This window comes from Anaerolineales bacterium, assembly GCA_025808555.1.
Taxonomy (GTDB): Bacteria; Chloroflexota; Anaerolineae; order Anaerolineales; family UBA11579; genus JAMCZK01.
The window spans coordinates 1,113,566-1,135,351 of record CP075526.1 but is presented as its reverse complement, the minus strand read 5'-3'; the positions used below and the strand labels follow the sequence as shown (position 1 = coordinate 1,135,351).

Genomic DNA, 21,786 nt, shown 5'->3' with positions numbered 1-21,786 from the left:
TGCCTTTTTGCACGAGCGCATTTGCCCCGTGCTATTTATTCCTGTATCATCGTTTTCAGAGGATGCGCCGTTGTGCAACGGTTTCACTATCCTCCCAGCCCAACGGCGCGTGAAGGGCCATCATGGACGTTATCAAGGTGTCAGGGGCATCACGTACATCCGCTGTGGCTGGTGCCATTGCGGGCGTATTCCGGGAACACAAGCGCGCCGAGATCCAGGCCATCGGCGCCGGTGCGGTCAACCAGGCCGTTAAAGCGCTGGTTCTGGCGCGCAGCTATCTGCAAGAGGATGGCTACACGGTCTACTGCACACCCGAATTTGCCGATGTGGAGATCGAAGGCAACGTGCGCACTGCCATCAAGCTTGTCATTGAGTGTCACGAGATTGCCAGACAACCGAAAGATGAAACACAAAACGCCGCATAAGCGGCGTTTTTTATTTCTCTTTCTTGAGCCTTAGTGATCCAGTGAGTGGCTGGCAAAGCTCTCCACTTCCTCAGGAAGGAAAACTACTTCTTCCTTGCCCATCAGCTTCTCGCTCATCTTTAGCTTCACCAGCTCAACCAGCCCGTCATGGGTCACAAAGTTCATATTGTCGGTCGGCACGGTCAGCACCGGGCACAAAGTGAAGTTGGTCACCCAATCCTCGTACAGCCCATTGAGCTGCTCAAGGTATTCAGTGCTGATCTTGGCTTCAAAATCACGCCCGCGCTGGGCGATCCGGCGTTGCAGGGTGGGCACAGACGCACGCAGGTAGATCACTAGATCAGGCGGGCGCAGCAAATCACATAGCAATGTGTACAAATTGCGATACGAGGTGTAGTCGCGCTCATCCATCTGGCCGGACAAGAACAGGTTCTTGGCAAAGATCTCCGCATCCTCATACACAGAGCGGTCTTGGATCACCGAGTTCGGGTCGGCCAACAGGCCCAGATGCATGCTCAGGCGGTGACGCAGAAAAAACACTTGGGATTGAAACGCCCAGGTGCGCATGTCTGCATAGAAATCTTCAAGATAGGGATTCTCAGCAACCGGCTCGTAGTATGGGTTCCATTCCAGGTGGTCTGCCAGTTTTGACACCAGCGTCGATTTTCCAACACCAATATTCCCAGCCACGGCCACAAAATGCTTCATTCGTCCCTAGTCTCCTCTTTCAAAAACGCTACTGCGCGGCCGGATTCAGAGTCCATTATAAGCTCCATCACCTGGCCGGGTGCTACATCGTCAACGTGGATCAGGCGCAAAGTGTTCTGCAAGCCATCCAACTCCGGCGCCCAGTCCGTCAAATGGTTGGGCGCCTCATAAAAGAACGCGTTATTGAAGATGGCGTCCACATCATCCAGGTGCACCGCCAGCGGATAAATACGCGACTCGATCAGATCCTGAAAAAAGTGCGTCCCATAGGATGGCTCGGGCGCCGGGCCTACGCCTTCACCAGAGAGCTCCACCAGGGCGCGCGTGTTGTAAATATCGGCATAGCTCACGCTCACGCCCAGATCGGGCGTGCTGGTGCCCCAGCGCCCCGGCCCCACGCAAATGAACTCTTCGCCTTCCAGCACTTTGTTGATCTTGCTGATTGCCCGCGTCAGTTCGCCGCGCGCCTGAGAGTTGGGCAGGCCGTAATACCCGCCCGGCGTCACGAACAACGCATAGCGGATGTTCGTCGCCCGCCCATGCGGCGCCACCTTGCTGGTGGAGAACACGATCGCCTGCTTGTCCAGCCGCTCCGGCAGGCGCACCGCCACCTCATGCAGGTGGCTTTGCGGGCGGCACTGCAGGATAAATAACTCAATTTCGGGCTTTCCGTCGCGCTCAAATACGCGCATGGTGAATTCCATATCCACCGGCGAGCTGTATTTCTTCTCCAAGTGCGCCAGTATGCGCCGCATGCGCTCCGCAAACGGTGTATTGCGCACCACGCCGTCAAAGGTGAGCACCAGCTCGTTATCCGCCCCTACCATCGAGCGGATCGGGCTCAGGTCGCCATCCTTATATACAGAGGCAGCTAGGCGCAAATGGGGATAGCGCCCGTTCATAACGTCCGTGAACGGCAGGGTCTTGAAGGCATTGTCCTCAAGGTCGATCACGTCCATGTAGTGCTGTGAATACGTGTGGATGGAACGCGGGTCGCTCTGGGCGCGCAGCTCCGGATGGCTCAGCGCTACCAGGCGCGGATAGTCGTTGCCCACATGGTCCACCGCCCGTGTGCCCATGCCCGCCACCAGGCGCACAAACCCCGCGTTGCGCAGGATCTTGGGCGACCAGCGGAACAGGTTGCGGCTGAACGCTACCCCGGCAAAATGCGGGAAGTAGTACTTTCCATACGCCTCACCCTGCACCACCTGGATTAGCACCGCCAGGCGCTCGTCATAATCTTCCAGGCCGTGCGAGCGGCGGTACAACAGCGCATCCGGGTTCAGGGCGCTGGCGTACACCGCCGCGATCGCCTGGGTCAGCCCGCGTAAATTCTCAGCATGCGTGCCCTGGTTCGGGCAGAAGAAGCTGGCGTATTTGCCGGCAAACGACGAGCCGAAGTTGTCCTCCAGCAGGCTACTGGAGCGCACAATGATGGGCTGCCTGCCGATCTTCTCCAGCATCGCAGACAGCTCGATCAAAATATCCTCAGGGAAGCTGCCTGCCGCGTACTCTTCTTTGATCTGCTCGTATTCGGTGCGGATGACTTCTTCATCCTTGTACTTCTGGTCTGCCCAGTGCATCATGCCGTTGTTGGCCATGAACGCATACATCACATCCGCGCCCAGAAAATACGAGTCGGGAATATCCACATTCTTGACGATGTCTTCTTCGGCCACGGCTTGCAAGATGCGCAGCGCCAGCAGCATACCCGCCGCCTTGCCGCCCACCTTGCCCTTGCCGATCTTGTAGCGGCGGATCTCCAGCAGGTCATCCAGCGTGAACCACTCTTTGGCAATGTTGATGTATGCCAGTTGGTCTGAGATCATGGATTTGAGCAGCACCACCTTGATCTCGCGCTCGCGCGCTTCATGGCGGCGGCGCTGCTCCTTCTCCATGCGCGAGATGGCCATGGCCTGCTCGAACAGCGCCTCCTGCGAGGCCAGCTCCGGGTTGAACGTGCGCAGCAGGTCTTCGCTCTCGGCGCCGCGCTCGGCCAATATATCTTTCACCAGCCCTTCAAAGATCTCAAAGGGCAGGTTGTTTGCAAAGCTCACATCCGTCAGCTGATCGCGCACCACATCCAGGCGCAGCTTCCACTCCTCCGGCGCTTCGTCGCCAAAAGCATCCAGTAATCCCTCGCGCTGCTGCGAGTCGACCGCTTGCTGGCGCACCATCTCCTCAAACATCTGCGAGGACAGAATGCCGCGTTGGATCAGCTCGTTACGCATCTTGGTGCGGATGCGCCGGCGCAGGGTAGGGTATTGCGCCAGCGTTAAATAGATGCGATAGGCCGGATCAATAGAGTTGTATGGCAGCGTCATAATTCAAAAAAGCCGCAAGCGCACACTGCATGCGGGCGGCAAAACCTGGCTAGATTGTAAATCGCCGTGAGCTTACTTGCCCAAATGCATGGGCATGATCACATGCAAAAAGTCGTCGCTCCCCATCGGGCGCATCACCCCCGGCGCCGCCGGCGCCGTGGTTTCCAGCGCCACGTTGGGCGTCTTCATCACTTCCAGCGCCTCGCGCAGATAGCGCACATTGAAAGCGATCAGCACGCCGTTGCCTTCCACCGTCGCATCTACTTTGCTGTCGTTGGAGCCGGTCTCCTCGGCTGTAGCCGAGATGTCCACGACGCCCGGCGCCTTGCCGTCGCCGGGCTTGATGTCAAGCCGCGTGATGTGCGAGCTCTCACGCGCAAAGATCTCCGCCTGGCGCGCCGCCCGCAGAAAGGCGTCGGTCGCCACTACCGTACGCGTCTTGAAGCTGGTCGGCACGATCTGCTGGATCTCTGGGAACGCGCCTTCCACCAGCTGGCAGCGCAACTCGGCATTCTTCATGCTGAAGATCACTTGGCCGCGGCCGGCCGGCATCACCATGCTGATGTTCTCTTTGTCATCGGTGGCGATCCGCGCCACTTCGCTCAACGCCCGCGCCGGAATGATGGCACGCATCGTCTGCTCCGCCTTGGCGCCCAGTTTGGCCTTGCGGATCGACAGCCGGAAGCCGTCTGCGGCGATAAGCGTGAGGTCCTTGCCCTCTACTGTGGTCAGCACGCCGGTCAACACCGGGCGGGCATCATCTTTCGATGCCGCAAAGACCACCTGCTGGATCATTTCCTTGAAATCGCCAGCCGGCAGCTCGATGCCCGTCGCCTTATCCGGCTCCGGCATCGGCGGGAACTCTTGTGCATCAATGCCCTTGATCTCAGCCTTGGCGCGGCCCGCCTTGATGTGCAGAGTCTGCGTGCGCACCGCCAGGTCCAGCTCAATTGTCTCGCCTGGGAAGGTGGATACCAGGTCGATCAGCGTGCGCGCCGGCACCGTGGTGGCGCCTTCCTCGCTGATCTTGGCGCTGATCCAGCAGGTAATGCCCATCTCGCGGTCAGTTGCCGACAGTTTTAACCGCCCATCCTCCGCAGAAATGAGCACATTTGCCAAAACAGGGTATGTACTGCGCGAAGAAACGGCGCGCGAGACGATATTAAGGCCCTGGGCCAAATTCTCTTGGGGGACTGAGACTTTCATGGGCAGAACTCCCGCTTAGGGTTACTACTGGCTTACCCAGCATTATTTGGGGTCAGCCAGTTGAGTATATCATTTGAATGATAGGCCCCAAACAGCGAGTTTTAACCACAAAGCGGGCTTATTGAGCCCGCTTTGTTTACCAGTCTTGCTAATAAGCGATACCTACAGCCACCCGCGCAGCTGCATCGCCTCGACCACTGAGCCGATCGCCACCATATAGGCCGCATCACGCATCTTGACCTTCTCGCCCACCGCCATCCTAAGCACCTTGCCGAAGGCTTCGGTCATCTTCATGTCCAGCCGCTGGATCACTTCCTCCTGCGACCAGTAGTAGTTCATGTCGTTCTGCACGCCCTCAAAATACGAGACGGTGACGCCGCCGCTGTTGCACAGGAAATCGGGAATGACGAAGATGTTGCGCTTCTCAAGCTCCTCGTCGCCTTCCAGCGTCGTCGGCCCGTTGGCGCCTTCGGCTACGATCTTGACCGTGTCGCTGATCTTCTTGCCGCTCTCGGCATTAATCTGGCCCTCGAGCGCCGCCGGGATCAGCACATCCGCATCCTGCGAGATCCAGTCGTCGCCGCCACTGATCGTGTAGCCGGCCTCTTGCGCCTTGGCCTTGTTGATCGAGCCGTACTCATCCGTAATGTTCTGCAGGAAGGCAATGTCCAGGCCCTTCTTGCTGCTCACGCTCAACGAAGCCTTCTCTTCGCGGTCCCAATACGAAACGCACAGCACCTTGCCGCCCAGCAGCTGCGTGAAGCCCAGGCCGGCAAACTGGGCCACGTTGCCAAACCCTTGGATCGACGCGCTGGTCTTGCTCGGGTCCAGCTTGAGATGCTTCATCGCCTCGCGCACGTTGTAGATCACACCGTAACCGGTAGCCTCTTTGCGCCCCTTGGATCCGCCGCCGCCCACCGGCTTGCCGGTGATCACGCCGGGTGTGTACTGGCCCACCAGCCTGGAATATTCGTCCATCATCCAGCCCATCATCTGCGGGGTGGTGCCCACATCCGGCGCCGGCACGTCCACTCTCGGCCCCAGGTTGTGATGGATCTGGCCCACCCAGCCGCGGCACAGTTGCTCCTTCTCCTTCACAGAGAGCGAAGCTGAGTCCACCGCCACGCCGCCCTTGGCGCCGCCCAGCGGAATATCTGCCACCGCGCACTTCCAGGTCATCCACATCGCCAGGGCACGCACAGTATCCATCGTCTCCGACTGGTGGAAACGAATGCCGCCCTTTGTCGGCCCGCGTGAATCGTTGTGCTGTACGCGGTAGCCAAAGAACACCTTCTGGCTGCCATCGTCCATGCGCACCGGAATTTGGAACTTGAATTCGCGGCGCGGCCAACGCAGCTGCTCCGCCACATCTGGATCCAGATGCAACTGCTTGGCCACGTTGTCAAACTGGGCTTGGGCGATGCTGAAAGCGTTGGTGGTCTCCGACATTACTCTCCTGCACAATAGTTTGTGTTTTAAACAACTATGCGGACACCTCAGACCAGGTTGTCCGCATGTACTGCTGGTTTCAGACTGTTCAGGCGTTTATTCACGTCCAGAAGTGACCCTGAAGGCTCAGACAGGCCTATACGCTATCAGAGTCTCGTAGACCCGTCAAGTTGAGCCCTCGCAGTGCTGTTAAGTACGGCTCAACATCTCGTAATGCTAGCGTCCCACGTCCTCGGCCCGCCGCACGGTCACGCGTTCACCCTTGCGGATCACACCCGGTTTCTCCACCCACGCCACCAGGCCGCGCTTGCCGATCGCCTGCTTGGGGAACGCCGTGCGCAGCTCCGGCCGGTCAGGATACTGGTCGGCCAGGCAGCCGCCGGCCGTCACGCACGGCATGTTCTCGCCCTCCACCACAATGCCCGCGCCGCCCTCAAAGTACAGACGGCTGCCGGCGGGCAGTTGCGTCAGGTCAGGCACGCCAGACAGCATCAGGTTCGCTCCCAGCCAGGCCGGCTCCACACGCTCCACACCCATTGCAGCGGCGATCTGCGCCAATTCCTCGGCCGAAACGATCGAGATCTGGCGCACATTGCGGATCAATTCACCCTTGGGATACGGTGCCTGGAACTTGTTGGCTTTCATGGTCAGGCCAAAATGCTTGTCGCCCACCAGGCCTTCCAGGGTCGTTTCAACTTCCTCAAGCTCGGTGCTAGGGATATATTCTGGCGTGATCGCCAGCGCTTCAACAGTGCCATTCATATCAGCCATCACAGCCTCACTTTCCCAGCTTGCTCAGCTGGGCCTGCAATTCTTCGCGCACGGCGGCCGGGTTGGCTTTGCCGCTCGCCTTTTGCATTACTTGTCCAAATAGAAAGTTCAGCAGCGGGGTATTCCCCGCCAAATAGTCTGCCGCCTGCTTAGGATTGGCCTCGATCACTTCGCCCACCCAGGCCGCCAGCTGCCCGCTATCCGAGATCTGCTGCAACCCGCGCGCCTTGATGATGCTGGCCGGGCTGCCGCCCTCGGTGAACATCACGCCCAGCACTTCACGCCCACCGGCCGCGTTCACCTTGCCACCCGCCACCTGGTCGCACAGGGCGGCGAAATGCTTGGCGCCGAAGCGCAGTTCGCCGATCTCGATGCCACCCTCATTCATAAGCCCAAACAACGGCCCAGTCAGCCAATTGGCAATCGTTTTTGCGTCCGCCACTTTGGCCGCCACAATCGCCGCCTCATAAAAATCAGCCACTTCACGCTCAGCCACAATGACGTTAGCGTCATAGGCTTTCAGGCCGTATTTACTGATAAAGCGCTCGCGCCGCGCCTGCGGTAATTCAGGCAAGCCTTTGCGGATCTTTTCGACCCAGGCCTTTTCTAGCACCAACGGCGGCAGGTCAGGCTCCGGGAAGTAGCGATAATCCTCGGCCACTTCCTTGGAGCGCTGCGCCTGCGTGGTGCCACGCGCATCATCCCAACCCAGGGTCTGCTGCACCACCTGGCCGCCCGCTCCCACCAGCTGTTCTTGACGCGCCAGCTCATACGTAGTGGCGCGTTCCAGCGAGCGGAAGCTGTTTAGGTTCTTGATCTCGGCCCGCGTGCCAAACTCGGTGCTGCCCACCGGTCGGATCGAAATATTCGGCTCGATCCGCATCAAACCCTTTTCCAGATTGCCAGAGTTCACACCAACATAGCGCAAAATGCTGCGCAGCGCATACGCACAATTACGCACCGCTTCCACTGAATGCAACTCCGGCTCAGTGACGATCTCCAACAGCGGCACGCCGCTGCGATTGAGATCCACCAAGGAATAGCGCTCGCCACCTTTTTCCACATGGGTCAGCTTGCCGGTGTCCTCTTCAATATGCACGCGCCGGATGGCGACGCGTTGCTCGCCCTCGGCCGTGTCGATCATCAGCCAGCCATTCTGCGCCAGGGGCTGCTCGTATTGTGAGATCTGGAAACCCTTGGGTAGGTCCGGGTAAAAGTAGCTCTTGCGCGCAAAAATGCTGGTCAGGTTGATGGTGCAGTTCAGCGCCAGTGCCACTCGCAGCGCATATTCCACCGCGGCCTGGTTGATCACTGGCAGCATGCCGGGCATGCCAGAGCACACCGGGCACACGGCAATGTTCGGCTCGCCCACCGTGGAATCCACCACCGGGCACGCGCAGAACATCTTGCTGCGCGTTTCCAACACCGCGTGCACTTCTAGCCCGATAACAGGCTGGTACTTGGCAGACATGCTGCTTACGCCGCCTCTCCGCTCACCGAGGAATCATCGCCCACGTTCACCTGGCCGCGCACGCCGCGCACCTGGCTGCGCTCGCCGATTAGCGAGTGCTTCAGTTGGCTATCCTCGATAACCACGCCACGCTCCACCACCGCATCCTCGATCGTGCTGTTGCGCACCGTCGAGCCCGCCCCGATGGAGACGTACGGCCCCACTGTGCTGTTCTCGACTGTGGCGCTGGGGTGAATATATACCGGAGCGTGCAGCGTTACACCACTATGGTTAATCTGGCCGCTATTGTCGCGGCCCTTTTCCAATAGCTTCTGATTCGTTTCCAGCACCGTGTCCGGTAGTCCCGCATCCAGCCATTCGCCCACCACTTCGGTGCGCATGCGCAGCCCCTTCTTGAGCATGATGTCGATCGCGTCCGCCAAAAAGAATTCGTTCTTGGTGATCACGCCTTTTTCCATCTGCTCGTCGATCGCCGCCATCAGCTCTTCGCCGCGCTTGAAGTAATAAATGCCAACCACGGCCAGGTTGTTGCTCATGTCGCTGGGCTTCTCGATCAAGCCGCTCACCAGCCCATCTTCACCCAGCGCAGCCACGCCAAAGCGGCGCGGGTCAGGCACGGGCTTCACCCACGCCACCGCGTCCACTTCTTCCTTGTCCAGGGCTGAGAAATCCGTCTCCACTACCGTATCCACAAAGATCACCAGCGTTGGCCCACTCATGAATTCGCGCGCCTGCGCCAGCGCGTGGGACTGGCCTTTCATTTCCTTCTGCTCCACAAAGTGCGCCTTCACTTTGGGGTGCTCGGCTTTCATGTATGCCTGTACCTGTTCGCCCAGCCAGCCCACAATAAAAACCATCTCGGCCTGCTCGGCGCCGGGCGCGGTCTGCAGCAGTTTCAGCACATGCCCCAATATCGTGTCGCCGGCCGCGGTCAGCAGCGGCTTGGGGCGGCTCCACGTGTGCGGGCGCAGGCGCGTGCCAAAGCCGGCCATAGGCACAATGATTTTCAGCGTCTCGCTCATGGTCATCTCCTTGCTACAGCGCTGGCGCCTGTGTGTGCCAGTCGGTCACCTTTTGATAGGCCGCTGCCACTGCCAGCAGCCGCTCGTCCGCAAAGTGCGGCCCAAGCATCTGCAGGCCAATCGGCAACCCTTGCATATCAAACCCAGCGCACACGCACAGGCCGGGCACACCCGCCAGGTTGGCCGGCAGGGTGAATACGTCTTCCAGGTACATCTCTAGCGGGTCGCTGCCGTGCGCGCCGATGCGAAATGCCGTGCTCGGGGTCGAAGGAGCGGCGATGATGTCCACTTTTTTGAACACTTCGTCAAAATCCCGGCGGATCAGCGCCCGCACCTTCTGCGCCTGGCCGTAGTACGCATCGTAGTACCCGGCAGACAAGGCATACGAGCCGATCATGATGCGTCGCTTCACTTCCGGCCCAAAACCGGCCCCGCGGCTGTGCTTGAACATCTCGATCAAGTCGTCCTGCGCCACGCGCAGGCCATAGCGCACGCCGTCAAAACGCGCCAGGTTGGCCGAGGCTTCCGCTGGTGCGATGATGTAGTACACCGGCAACGCATATTCCGTATGCGGCAGGCTCACTGGCACCGCCTTGGCGCCCAGCGCCTCCAGCTGGCGGATTCCTTCGCGCACCCCGTTTTCCACCTCGGCCGAAAGCCCTTCGATGAAGTATTCCTTCGGCACGCCGATCCGCAAACCCTTGAGCGATTTGCCGCTCGGTTTGTCCAGCTTGGGCGTCTTTTCTACAGTGGTCGCGTCCCGCGGGTCGTAGCCGCCCATCACTTTCAGTATCAGGCCCGCGTCCGCCGCATCCCGCGCCAGCACGCCCACCGTATCCAAAGAGGAGCCGAACGCCACCAGCCCATAGCGCGAGACACGCCCATAGGTGGTCTTGAGCCCGGTCAGCCCGCAGAACGCCGCTGGCTGGCGCACACTGCCGCCCGTGTCCGTTCCCAGCGCCACTGGCGCCAGGCGGGCGGCCACTGCCGCCGCGCTGCCGCCGCTGCTCCCGCCCGGCACGCGCGTCTCATCCCACGGGTTGTGCGTCACGCCATACGCCGAATTCTCGGTAGAGGAGCCCATGGCGAATTCATCGGTATTGGTTTTGCCCAGCACCACCACGCCGGCGTCCAGCAGACGCTGCACGCTCGTGGCCATGTAACTGGGTACAAAATTCTCGAGGATGCGCGAGCCGCAGGTGGCCGGCATGCCAGCCACCGCCAGCACATCTTTCACCGCGATCGGCAGGCCCAGCAGCGCGGGCAGTTTGGCCGTTTTGCTGCGTCGCGCTTTGGCGTATTGTTTGTCGGCTGCCGCGGCCGCTTGCAGCGCACTGTCCGCCGCCACATACAAATACGCGTTCAAGCGCGGATTGTGCTGCTCAATTCGTTCCAGGTAGGCGCGCGTCAGCTCCACGCTGGAGAAGGTGCCCGCCCGCAATCCAGCCAGCGCCTGCTTGGCGCTCAGCTCGTGCAGGGCCGCGCTGCGTGCCGCGCTCACGGGCCACCATCCAGCACCGGCGGCACTTTGAACTGCTCGTCCACCGCCTCTGGCGCATTCGCCAGCAGCTCGGCGCGCGGCATGGCCGCCGCCGGCTCATCCGGCCGCAGGCGGCTTCGTTCCACCACAATGCTGGCCATGGCCGGCACATCCGTGGTGTCCAGTTCCTGCAGTTTGCCTACATGCTCAAGAATGTTGGAGAGTTGCTCCCCGTAACGTTCTTTTTCTTCTTCGCTCAGGTGCAGGCGCGCCAGCAGTGCAATATGTTCAACGTCTTCTTTGGTTAAGCGCATACGCGCTAATTATAAATCGCCGCCACCCTCGCCGCACTGTAAAGTGTCGGCTTACCAGTCCTGCGCATACCAACGCAGGTATTGTTCTACATGGCTGCTCCAGTACGCTTCGCTGTGGTCGCCGCTGAACAGATACCACTCATGCGGGATGTTGCGCTGCGTCAGCAGCTCCTCAAACCAGATGGCCGAGTTCAGGATGGCGCGCTGGTCGCGCTCGCCAATATCCAGCCAGATGCGCGGCATATTGTCCATCGCCATCCCGTCCAGCCAGCCGCGCATCTGTGGCGCATCCTCCTGGAACACCGGCGGGCTGTGCCCACCCACCGCCGAGAACAGCTCCGGATAGTTGAACGCGAAGTGGATCGCCCACGACGCCCCACGCGAGAGCCCGCCCACCGCCCGGAACTCGCGCTCGGTCAGCGTGCGGTAATTTGCATCCACCCAGAGTAGCAACTCTTCGATGACCGCCTGGCGGAACGGGTCTTGCGATGGCTGATTGGACGAGCGGTCATACGGCATCACAATAATGAATGGCGCCACCTCGCCCGCCGCGATCAGGGCGCTGGCGGCCTCGTCGGCGCCCAGCCGGTCCCACTGGTCATCGTTGTAGGTCTGCCCATGCACCAGGTACAGCACCGGGTAGCGCTCTACGCTCTGGTCGTAGCACGGGGGTGTATACACTCGGAAGCGCAGCCCGTAGTCCAGATAAGCTGAATCCACCTCGTGATAGGTCACCTCGCCGCCGGTTTCCAGGCACTCCGCCTTCACCAGCTGTGTCGCCAGCGCCGCCTGCGTTTCCGTGGCCTTGGCCAAGTTCACATCCAACGTCGCCGTTGCCGCCGCTGCAGACGCCTGCGGCGCAGGCTTGGTTGCCGTCTCCGTTGGCATGCCAGCCAGCGGCTGCCCCCCGCACGCCGCCAGCAGCCATGCGGCCACTATTAGCGTCAGCGCAGTAATCCGCGCTCGCCTGTCATTGCGAGGCGCAGGCTTGCCTGCGCACGAAGCAATCTCCATGCGAGTATCCAAAACATCTTGGGGATTGCTTCGCCGGCCTTCCGGCCAGCTCGCAAAGCCAGTTGAGGCAAACATCAACAATCTTTGTCTATCTGTGTTCATCTGTGGTTAAACAAAAAAGAGGCTCCCCGTTGCCTCTGCTCAGAAGCTAGCGCGCGAACCGCTCTTCCTTCCACACATTGGCGCGGTTGTGATACCCGGCCTGCTCCCAGAAGCCCAGCTGGTCCTCGGTCAAGAACTCCAGCCCGCGCAGCCATTTGGCGCCCTTCCACAAATACGGCGTCTCCAGATCCTCGCGCCCGCGGATGTAGCCCACCACGCCACGCAGCGGCAACCCGTGGTCTGGGTCCAGCGGTTGCCCGTTGAACATATCCGCCAGCAGAAAATTCTCCGCCAGAGCCACCTCGATCGGGATGTTCACGGTGAAGCCATACTCTGCATGCTGCAGCAGATATTTGGCCGTGGGCTTGAGCTTGATCAATCCTTTATCCACCAGGTCTTTCAAGCCCACACCTTCCCACTCGGTGTCGAACTTGCTCCAGCGCGTCACGCAGTGCAGATCCATCACAACTTTGCGGCGCGGCAATTGCTTGAACTCGTCCCAGCTCCAGCGCCGCTCTTCCTCTACCTCGCCCCAAACGCGCAGGTCCCAGGTCTCCGGGTTAAAGCGCGGCACCGGCCCATAATGCAGCACCGGGAACTTCTGCGTCAGCGATTGTCCGGGCGGCAGTCGCCCTTCGCTGCGCACCCGCGCTTCTTCCTCACGGCGATCCTTCGAGAAGTCGAACATAGCCCTCAGTATAGACCCGGCGCCTGCCGCCTGCATGAATGCAGGCTAAATCTCCAGCGAGTCTCCGGGCTGCATCACGAACGCCTCCGTGTCCGTTTCCGCGTTCACTCGTTTTACCCAGGCGTGCTCGTCCTGCTTGATCACATCCCAGGTCGAGTAGTGATACGGCTGCACCCGCTTGGGCCGCAGCAGCTTCACCGCCTTCAGAGCATCGTCTGGCCCCATGGTGAAGTTGTCGCCGATCGGCAGGGCCGCAAACTCCACGCCCTCATCGCCGATCAGCGCCATATCGCCGAACAAGCCCGTGTCGCAGCCCAGGTAGACCTTCTTGCCCTCTGGCGTGGTCAGCAAAAAGCCGCTCGCCGTGCCCCCTGGGAACCCGTCGGGAAAGCCTGACCCATGCGCCGCATGCGTCAGCTTCAAATAGCCGAACGGGTGCTTGAACCCGCCGCCAATATGCTGGCCGTGGGTCTTGTATCCCTTAGCAGCGTAATAGCGGGCAATCTCGTCATTGGCAATGATCATGGCGCCCGTGCGCTGGGCTATCGGCTCCACGTCCCCCGAATGATCCCAGTGCCCATGGCTAACCAAAATGTAGTCCGCCGGAACATCGTCCATCGCAATAGACGCCTGGGCATTCTCCCGAAAGAAAGGGTCAACCACCACATGCATCCCATTGATCACAAAAGCGCAGGTGGCGTGTCCATACCAAATGTAAGTCGTCATCAGGCTCCTTTGAAGGTTTGTCTTAATCTATAAACCCTAACCCTCTCTTTAGTTCTTTGTATCAGTTATTAGTATTAGTCTTAGGGCCTGTGGATTTGTGGATAGCTACCCTATTTTCACGCTAAAGCACTATATGCCGCCAATACGCTGAAAAGAGCAGGCTATCTTGGGCTAAAGCGTAAGCAATTTTCCACAACGGCAGGTAGCAGACAATAGGGAGTACTCCCGTGCAGAGCTATCCTATAGGGAATATGCCCGATTATCCTCAAAGTATCCACGCTCATACACACAGCCAGGCTTGACAACTGCAGAGGCAGAAGAGCGGCTATCAACAGCCTGCTATCCACAAATCCCCTGAGTTATCCACCGAAACAAGCCAGGTTATCCACAGAAATAAACTAAAAACAACGGCCGGCGGGCCGTTGTTTTTAAGGTGCCGAAGGTGGGAATCGAACCCACACTCCCAAGGGAACGCGATTTTGAGTCGCGCGCGTCTGCCAGTTCCGCCACTTCGGCTAAAGGCATGAAAGTATAATCAGCCGGAAAGGCATGGTCAACATGGAGTTTGCGGTTTTTGCAAACTCCACCGCAATAGCGCAGCTATTGCGTACGCACCAGACGAAGGTCAACGCCTATATCCTCGGTACGACTGAAGCGCGGAGTAGCGTAACCGAGCGTTAGCTCTGTAGCTACTCCAAAAGTTGTACGGGTTTGTGCGGCATCTCGATTAACTATAAGGACTAGTGCAACGTATGAAATTAGGCATCATCGGCCTGCCGCAATCCGGCAAGACCACCATATTCAACGCCCTCACCCACAGCAACCGCCCGCTCGCCATGAGCGCCGGCCGCATTGAGATCACCACCGCCGTGGTCGACGTGCCAGACGAGCGCCTCAAGCGCCTCGCTGCCCTATTCGCCTCCAAGAAGATCGTGCACGCCCAGATCTCTTTCGCCGACGTGGCCGGTATGGGCTCTGGCGAGGCGTCCCAGGGCCTCAGCGGCCAGCTGCTCAACGCCCTCAGTGGCATGGACGGGCTGCTCATCGTTTTGCGCGCCTTCGAGGACGATAGCGTGGCCCACCCCGCCACCACCGTTGACGCCGCCCGTGACCTGCGCTCCATCGAAGACGAGCTGCTCCTCAACGATCTCATCATTGTCGAGCGCAAGCAGCAAAAGCTCAAAGAAGAGCGCGGCAAAGGCGGCCGTGATATCGCCGCCCTCGATCGCCAGATCGCCCACTTCGAAAAACTGCACGCGGCCCTCTCAGATAACAAGCCGCTGCGCACCGCCGGCCTCACCGACGACGAGATCACTGCCAGCGCCGGCATCGGCCTCCTGACCCTTAAGCCCATCCTCGCCGTCATCAACCTCGGCGAGGGCCAGGCTGCCCCCGCGCTCACCTCCAGCCTGCCCGTGTTGGCTCTGCAAGGCAAGCTTGAAATGGAGCTGGCCCAGTTGCCCGCTGATGAGCAAGCCATATTCTTACAAGAATATGGCTTGCAGGAGCCCGGCTCCCTGCGCATCATCCGCGCCGCCTACGACCTGATGGACACGCAGACCTTCTACACCGTCGGCGAGCCCGAGGCCCACGCCTGGATGCTGCGCAAGCACGCCAGCGCCCTGGAGGCCGCCGGCGCCATCCACTCCGATATCGCCCGCGGCTTCATCCGCGCCGAGATCGTCGCCGGCGATGAACTCCTCGAGCTCGGCGGCATGGCCCAGGCCCGCGACAAAGGCCGCCTCCGCCTCGAGGGCAAGGAGTACAAGATGGCGGACGGCGACATCATCAACGTTAGGTTTAATGTGTAGAGTGACTGGTAAAATTCTAAGAGATTAATACAGAGGGAACATGAAAATAAAGTTGGGGGTAGAACAAGTGTCAATTGAGCAAGTAAGCATGCTCAGTGAGGCGATCACTGCTCTTGAAGAAGGTGCAACTTCACACGCAGTCAGTTTGTTGCGAGAAGCAATAACTGACGAAGATATATTGTCTGGGGAGGAGAGCTTACACCCAGACTGGCTTGATATCTATTCAGAGTTATCAAGTCGACCTTCCGCCCATCGTTATGCAAGATTACTAGAAGAAGTAAAAAGGCTGGTAGCCCACCTCTTGGGAGTTGATGAAGAAGTACAGCTAGTTGACCCCAAAACCGAGAATATAGTCTTTTTGTTAGGCGCCGGAGCTTCCAAACCGGAACCATCGGGTATCCCCACTGTTAAAGAGCTCCTTCCAGATATGCTGGCTAGGGCCCGAAGACTTGACCGCGAAGATGTCAATAGACTCGCTGATTTTTGTGTTGAGAAGAAGATTGAGAATATCGAAGACTTGCTGACTTCAGCTCAACTTGCTGAATACTGCAGTCAAAACCCCAACGTGCTAAATTTGGTTGACTTTCTGCTGTTTGGGAATCTTCAAGCACAAGAAGAGCGACGGGTCTTTAGAAGACCAAGGGTTGACTTTTCTTCAGTACTCTTCTTGCAAGATACTCTTCAAGTTCTTTTCGGTCTTTTATCTAGTCGTATGTTGCCAGCAAAACCCAATGCTGGTCACTTAGCTATAGCTGACTACGTCAAAGGGAACAGCAAGTCCTCGATTGTTACAACTAACTATGACTGCTGTATGGATTTAGCGCTACTCAAAGATGGGCACGACTTAAACTATCAACTTGATTTTACCAATGACCAAGGTGGTGCACCAAAATCAGGGACGCGTCTTATTAAGCTTCATGGGAGTCTTAATTGGTTTTTCTGTGAGACTTGTCAAAAGGTTCACTTAATTGATATCAACACGACTGTACAAAATTATCTCAATGATATTGCGTTCTACCCAGTGATAGCAGTTTGCAAGGAATGTGGAGGACAACGAAGAGGGTTGCTCGTGCCTCCACTGGCAATGAAGTTTGACATTTTTCCTTCATTAAATTCACTCTTAGAGCGAGCCGAGGACGCCCTCAGTGAAGCCAGCATTGTGGCTGTCGTGGGCTTCTCCTTTTCTGATGCAGACCTATATATTTCAAGAATGCTTAGCAAGTGGTTATCAACAAACGAGAAATCTCGAATGATTATCTTTGACCCAGATGTTTCTGTTGTGGAGAAAGTGACCAAACAGTTTGAATTGAGAATCCAAAATTTTGATAAAAGACGAGTACTTTCAGTTTATGGTGATTGTGCTGAGACCTTGCCTAAATTTTTGAATGGCGATTTTATTAGCAAGGAAATGAAGGATGATAAAGGAAATATCTAGAAACACCTCCCAAGAAAGTAACATCCTAAAGGCGATTGACTAGTCTGGTTGAGCGTTATTTTCGCTGAACCTCCTCCTTGACACCGCGCCCCAATCCCTCTCGCCCCCGCTAATCCCTGCTACATTCCCCCCACTTGCAACATTTCGCAGTCCAGCCTTGGGGGTTCCATGCACGCTGTCACCGACTCCGGCTCCAGCACCGCGCCAGAGCCTGCTCACATCCTCGCCCGCCTCATCCACCACGGCCTCGCCGCCCAGTTGCCTGAAGCCTTGCCGCCGGAATGGCAGGCCGCCTACAACGCCGTTCGCAGCCTCACCGCCAGCACCTACGCCCAGCGCCAGCGGGCCTTCCTTGATTCCATCGCCGAGCGGCCTGACGCCGCCCACATGGAGCTTGAGGTCCAACAGGCTGCCGACGATCTCGCCTACGACTACATCGGCCAGCTGCGCGTCTATTCCGCCTGGGAAGCTCTTGAAACTCCGCCTCCAGCACAGCCAGCCCTTGTCCAAGGCGTCATCGCCCGTCCTAGCCTCAACCTGCTTGTCGGCGCGCCCGGCGCCAAAAAGACCTGGCTCGCCCTCCATCTCGCCGTCAGCGTCGCCACTGGCCAGCCCTGGCTCGGCCGCTCCACGCAACCTGCTCCAGTCTTAATTGTCGATGAAGAGGGCGGCTTGCAGCGCACCTGGTCTCGCCTCGCCCTTGTCATGCGCGGCTTCAACGCGCCCCGCACAGCCCCGCTCCATTTCATCCCGCCTGCCTTCCACAACTTTGCTGAAGACAACGTCGTCGTCCCCCTCGTCCAGCGCGCTCACTCCCTCAACGCCGGCCTCATCGTCATCGATTGCCTCAACAACATCATGCCCGGCACAGATGAGAACAATGTCCTCTCCGTCCAGCCCGTTCTTGCCAACCTGCGCCGCCTCAGCCTTCAGGCGGATGTCGCTGTGCTGGTCATTCACCACACCAATAAGCAAGGCGTCTTCCGCGGCTCCTCCGCCCTTTCCTCTGGCGTAGATCACATGCTCCTGGCCCAATCCCCGCCGCAAGACTCTTGCATTCAACTCTCCACCATCAAAGCCCGCGATGTCGAGCCGCTCTCCCTCACCGCCCAGACCCACTTCTCGCCAGACACATTTACTCTATCCCTCGCCGATCGCCAAACCGCGCCGGCCAGGCTCAGCCGCTCCGCCCGCAGCCTCCTCCTCACCCTCGCCGAACTTGGCGAAGCCGCCACTCCACAACTCATTTCCCAGCCCGGCGCTTCCCGCGCCCGCACCCTTGTGTACGAGCTTGCCTCAGCCGGCTACATCACTCGCACCAATCCCGGCGGCCACGGCACGCCCGCCCTTTACGCCCTCACCCCGCTCGGCCACGAGGCTGTCAACCATGCCTAAGCCAACTCTCACCATGTCCAGATATCTTTTCAGTTGCACCCTATACCCTCACCGACTTAACGAGCAACATCTTTTTGCAAGTTGTGTGATCCTAGCTCACAAAAAACTTTCCTTAGACCAATTCCTCGGCGCGGGTCGCAGAGGAACCGCGACAGAATGCACAACTCACACGAGCGTCTGCGGAGGGGGCTCGGGGGGAACCAACTCAAAGCGCAGCGTAGGTTCCCCCAACGGGGTCGCAGGGGCAGAGCCCCTGCAAGAGATTCGCGAATGCAAATACCTCATTGTTCCGCCTTTCGCCCTTGCCCGCTGATCTACATTTGCCCCTCAGCGCAGCATCTCCGCTTCGCGTACGGCGCAAAAACTCCCGCACCGCTTCCGACGCACAATTCCTGCCCCTTATCCATAATAAGCGCCGGAGACCACGCACTCATGCCCCGCGCCACATCCCTGCCCCTCAACTCCGTCCTCCACGGCGACTGCCTGGCCGAGCTGGCCAAACTCCCCGCCAACTCCATCGACCTCGTCTTTGCCGATCCCCCCTACAACCTCCAGCTCGGCGGCGAGCTGCGCCGCCCCAACAACACCAAGGTCCGCGGCGTCCAGGAAGCCTGGGACCGTTTTGATGATTTCGCCGCCTATGATGACTTCACTCGTGCCTGGCTCGCCGCCTGCCGCCGCGTCCTCAAGCCCAGCGGCACCCTCTGGGTCATCGGCAGCTATCACAACATCCATCGCGTCGGCAACATCCTGCAAGATCTTGACTACTGGCTGCTCAACTCCATCGTCTGGGTCAAAGCCAACCCCACGCCCAATTTCCGCGGCACCCGTTTCACCAACGCTCACGAAACCCTGCTCTGGGCCCAAAAAGAGCAGGGCGCGCCGTACACTTTCAACTATCACGCCATGAAGTCGCTCAACGAAGACAAGCAGATGCGCAGCGATTGGCTGCTCCCCATCGCCTCCGGGGGCGAGCGTCTGCGCGCCGATGGCGAGAGCGCCCACCCAACGCAAAAGCCGGAATCATTGCTCTACCGCGTCCTGCTCTCCAGTACCAACCCCGGCGATGTAGTTCTTGACCCCTTCTTCGGTTCCGGCACCACCGGCGCCGTTGCCAAGCGCCTGCACCGCAACTGGATCGGCATCGAGCAAGACCCCGCCTACGTCCGTCTAGCCCGCCGCCGCATCGGCCAGATCGAGCCCGTCGCCTACGAAGCCGAGCTCTTCGAGGCGCATGAGCCCCGTCGCGAGCCGCGCATTCCCTTCGGCAACCTGCTCGAAGCCGGCCTGCTCGAAGCCGGCCAGCGCCTCTACCTCGGCGAAAAGGGCCGCGAGAGCGCCCGCATCCTCGCCGATGGCTCGCTCAGATACAACGGCCGCCGCGCCTCTATTCACCAGGCCGCCAAAGAGGCCCTCGCCGCACCCGCCAACGGCTGGCAGCATTGGCACTACATCGACCCAGACACCGGCCGCCGCCGCCCCATCGACGACCTGCGCCAATTGCTGCGTGAAGGAATCAAAGATAAATAAATTAGGGTTTTATCTGCGCCGCGTGGCGCAGCCACGCATCTGTGTTCATCTGTGGCTAAATTTCCCAGCCAAGCTACAATTCAGTCAAGAAAAGGAAAACACCTCATGACCGAATACACCCTCAGCCGCTGGTCCCTCAAAGACCTCTTCCCCGGGGCCGACAGCTCCGAGATGAAAGCCGCCATCAAAAAGCTCGAGAGCAATGTCGCCGCTTTTGAAAAGCAGCGCGAAAAGCTCACCGACAAAATCAGTGACGCCGACTTCAAAGCCATCGTCACCCAGATGGAGCAAAACACCCGCCTCGCCGCTCGTATCGATCAGTTCGCCGGTCTCTGGTTCAGCGAAGACACCCAGAACCAGGAAGCCCAGGCCTTTCAGGCCCGCGTCGACCAGCTCATGGCCGAGCTCAGCAACAAGACCCTCTTCTTCAGCATCTGGTGGAAGGCGCTCTCTGATGACCTCGCCGCCAAGCTGCAAGCCTCCGCCGGGCCGGAGTTCGACTATTGGCTGCGCCAGATCCGCAACTTCAAGCCCTACACGCTCACCGAGGCCGAAGAGAAGATCATCAACCTCAAAGACGTCACCGGCGCCAAGGCCATGCAGGCCCTCTACTCCGCCATCACCGACCGCTACGTCTTCAAAGTAGATGTCGACGGCGAGATCAAAGAGCTCACTCGCGGCGAGCTGATGAAGCTGGCCTACAGCCCCAATCCAGACCATCGCCGCAACGCCTACCAGGAGCTCTACCGCGTCTATGGCGAGGATGCCCCCATCCTCGGCCAGATGTACCAGACCGTCACGCGTGACTGGAAGTCCGAGAACCTCGACCTGCGCAAGTTCGAGAGCGCCATCTCCGTTCGCAACCTCGGCAACGACATCTCAGACGAGGTCGTCGACACCTTGCTCGGCGTCTCGGAGGAGAACACCCGCATCTTCCAGCGCTTCTTCAAAATGAAGGCCAAAGTCCTCGGCATGGACAAGCTGCGCCGTTACGATATCTATGCCCCCGTCGCCAAGTCCACCAAAGAATATTCCTACGATAAGGCCGTCGCCCTCACCCTCGAATCCTTCGGCAGCTTTGACCCTCAACTGGCCGATATTTCCCGCCGCATCTTCGATGCTGGCCACGTGGATAGTGAAGTCCGCAAGGGCAAGCGCGGCGGCGCCTTCTGCTCTTCCGCTGATCCGGCCCTGCTGCCGTATGTGTTGATCAACTACACCGGCGCCGCCCGCGATGTGTCCACCCTGGCCCACGAATTCGGCCACGCTGTGCACGCCGTCCTGGCCGATAAGCACAACGCCTTCAACTTCCACTCCTCGCTGCCGCTCGCTGAGACCGCATCCACCTTCGGTGAGATGCTGCTCATCGACCGCCTGCTCGAAGAAGAAACCGACCCCGCCGTCCGCCGAGACATCCTCTTCGGCCAGGTGGATGATGCCTACGCCACCATCATGCGCCAGGTCGGCTTTGCCCTCTTTGAGCGCCAGGCCCACGAGATGGTCAGCCAGGGCGCCAGCGTAGACGAGCTCTCCGCCGCCTACATGGCGAATCTAAACAATCAGTTTGGCGACTCGATGGACATCGCCGATGAGTTCAAGTACGAATGGGTCTCCATCCCGCATATCTTCTACTATCCGTTCTACGTCTACGCCTACTCCTTCGGCCAGCTGCTCGTCTTCTCGCTCTACCAGCAGTACAAAGCCGAGGGCGACTCGTTCAAACCGCGCTACATCCAGCTCCTCTCTGCAGGCGGCTCCGACTCCCCGGAGAACATCCTCAAGAACGCCGGCGTAGACATCAAAGACCCGGCCTTCTGGCAGGGCGGCTATGATGTCGTCGCCAATATGGTGAATGAGCTCGAGAAGCTGAGCTAAAACAAAAAACGGCCGGTGCAATGCACCGGCCGTTTCGTTT

Annotated in this window: 18 protein-coding genes and 1 tRNA gene; 6 read left to right on the top strand and 13 right to left on the bottom strand. The window is 59.2% G+C overall.

What is annotated here, in order from left to right:
- The first annotated feature begins 122 nt into the window (after window positions 1–122).
- On the top strand, window positions 123–425 hold the full coding sequence (locus tag KIT08_05960) for a stage V sporulation protein S (protein UYN88645.1): 303 nt from the start codon (window positions 123–125) through the stop codon (window positions 423–425).
- A 30-nt stretch (window positions 426–455) separates the two neighbouring features.
- Here the strand turns inward: KIT08_05960 and KIT08_05955 are convergent, their stop codons facing one another.
- The 13 genes from KIT08_05955 to KIT08_05895 all read right to left on the bottom strand — a co-directional run bounded on the left by KIT08_05955 (window position 456) and on the right by KIT08_05895 (window position 14,216).
- Entirely contained in the window at window positions 456–1,133 is a 678-nt protein-coding gene (locus KIT08_05955; GenBank protein UYN88644.1) for a deoxynucleoside kinase, read from the bottom strand.
- A complete protein-coding gene (locus tag KIT08_05950; GenBank protein ID UYN88643.1) occupies window positions 1,130–3,457 on the bottom strand; it encodes a PEP/pyruvate-binding domain-containing protein in 2,328 nt (775 codons plus the stop codon). Before KIT08_05950 ends, KIT08_05955 begins: the two co-directional genes overlap by 4 nt.
- A gap of 72 nt (window positions 3,458–3,529) precedes the next feature.
- Complete coding sequence (gene dnaN / locus KIT08_05945; GenBank protein ID UYN88642.1) at window positions 3,530–4,663, bottom strand: DNA polymerase III subunit beta; 1,134 nt, start codon at window positions 4,661–4,663, stop codon at window positions 3,530–3,532.
- 162 nt (window positions 4,664–4,825) lie between these two features.
- A complete protein-coding gene (locus tag KIT08_05940; GenBank protein UYN88641.1) occupies window positions 4,826–6,112 on the bottom strand; it encodes a Glu/Leu/Phe/Val dehydrogenase in 1,287 nt (428 codons plus the stop codon).
- 216 nt (window positions 6,113–6,328) lie between these two features.
- Window positions 6,329–6,883: an MOSC domain-containing protein gene (locus KIT08_05935; GenBank protein UYN88640.1), complete on the bottom strand. Its 555-nt coding sequence runs from the start codon at window positions 6,881–6,883 to the stop codon at window positions 6,329–6,331.
- 7 nt (window positions 6,884–6,890) lie between these two features.
- Complete coding sequence (gatB, locus tag KIT08_05930; GenBank protein ID UYN88639.1) at window positions 6,891–8,354, bottom strand: Asp-tRNA(Asn)/Glu-tRNA(Gln) amidotransferase subunit GatB; 1,464 nt, start codon at window positions 8,352–8,354, stop codon at window positions 6,891–6,893.
- A 5-nt stretch (window positions 8,355–8,359) separates the two neighbouring features.
- Complete coding sequence (locus KIT08_05925) at window positions 8,360–9,376, bottom strand: hypothetical protein (GenBank protein ID UYN88638.1); 1,017 nt, start codon at window positions 9,374–9,376, stop codon at window positions 8,360–8,362.
- Between the two features lie 13 nt (window positions 9,377–9,389).
- A complete protein-coding gene (gene gatA / locus KIT08_05920; GenBank protein ID UYN88637.1) occupies window positions 9,390–10,877 on the bottom strand; it encodes an Asp-tRNA(Asn)/Glu-tRNA(Gln) amidotransferase subunit GatA in 1,488 nt (495 codons plus the stop codon).
- Window positions 10,874–11,170, bottom strand: a complete 297-nt coding sequence (gene gatC / locus KIT08_05915; protein UYN88636.1) for an Asp-tRNA(Asn)/Glu-tRNA(Gln) amidotransferase subunit GatC — start codon at window positions 11,168–11,170, stop codon at window positions 10,874–10,876. The genes gatA and gatC overlap by 4 nt, the downstream gene beginning before the upstream one ends.
- 51 nt (window positions 11,171–11,221) lie before the next feature.
- Complete coding sequence (locus KIT08_05910) at window positions 11,222–12,184, bottom strand: hypothetical protein (protein ID UYN88635.1); 963 nt, start codon at window positions 12,182–12,184, stop codon at window positions 11,222–11,224.
- Between the two features lie 148 nt (window positions 12,185–12,332).
- Entirely contained in the window at window positions 12,333–12,974 is a 642-nt protein-coding gene (locus KIT08_05905) for a molybdopterin-dependent oxidoreductase (GenBank protein ID UYN88634.1), read from the bottom strand.
- A 45-nt stretch (window positions 12,975–13,019) separates the two neighbouring features.
- The gene (locus tag KIT08_05900; GenBank protein ID UYN90788.1) at window positions 13,020–13,703 is read right to left on the bottom strand and encodes a metal-dependent hydrolase; all 684 of its coding nucleotides are present in this window, start codon (window positions 13,701–13,703) and stop codon (window positions 13,020–13,022) included.
- Between the two features lie 431 nt (window positions 13,704–14,134).
- Window positions 14,135–14,216: transfer RNA gene (locus tag KIT08_05895), tRNA-Leu, on the bottom strand.
- A gap of 236 nt (window positions 14,217–14,452) precedes the next feature.
- On the opposite strand from KIT08_05895, the gene KIT08_05890 reads away from it, so the two are divergent.
- The 5 genes from KIT08_05890 (at window position 14,453) to KIT08_05870 (ending at window position 21,746) form a co-directional block, all read left to right on the top strand.
- Window positions 14,453–15,511 carry a YchF family ATPase gene (locus KIT08_05890; GenBank protein ID UYN90766.1) on the top strand — a complete coding sequence of 353 codons (1,059 nt, stop codon included), beginning with the start codon at window positions 14,453–14,455 and terminating at the stop codon, window positions 15,509–15,511.
- Window positions 15,512–15,551: 40 nt separating this feature from the next.
- Window positions 15,552–16,946, top strand: a complete 1,395-nt coding sequence (locus tag KIT08_05885) for an SIR2 family protein (protein UYN90765.1) — start codon at window positions 15,552–15,554, stop codon at window positions 16,944–16,946.
- Between the two features lie 168 nt (window positions 16,947–17,114).
- A complete protein-coding gene (locus tag KIT08_05880) occupies window positions 17,115–18,341 on the top strand; it encodes an AAA family ATPase (GenBank protein UYN90764.1) in 1,227 nt (408 codons plus the stop codon).
- A gap of 432 nt (window positions 18,342–18,773) precedes the next feature.
- The gene (locus KIT08_05875; GenBank protein ID UYN90763.1) at window positions 18,774–19,871 is read left to right on the top strand and encodes a site-specific DNA-methyltransferase; all 1,098 of its coding nucleotides are present in this window, start codon (window positions 18,774–18,776) and stop codon (window positions 19,869–19,871) included.
- A 105-nt stretch (window positions 19,872–19,976) separates the two neighbouring features.
- Window positions 19,977–21,746 carry a M3 family oligoendopeptidase gene (locus tag KIT08_05870; GenBank protein UYN90762.1) on the top strand — a complete coding sequence of 590 codons (1,770 nt, stop codon included), beginning with the start codon at window positions 19,977–19,979 and terminating at the stop codon, window positions 21,744–21,746.
- Window positions 21,747–21,786 lie beyond the last annotated feature (40 nt).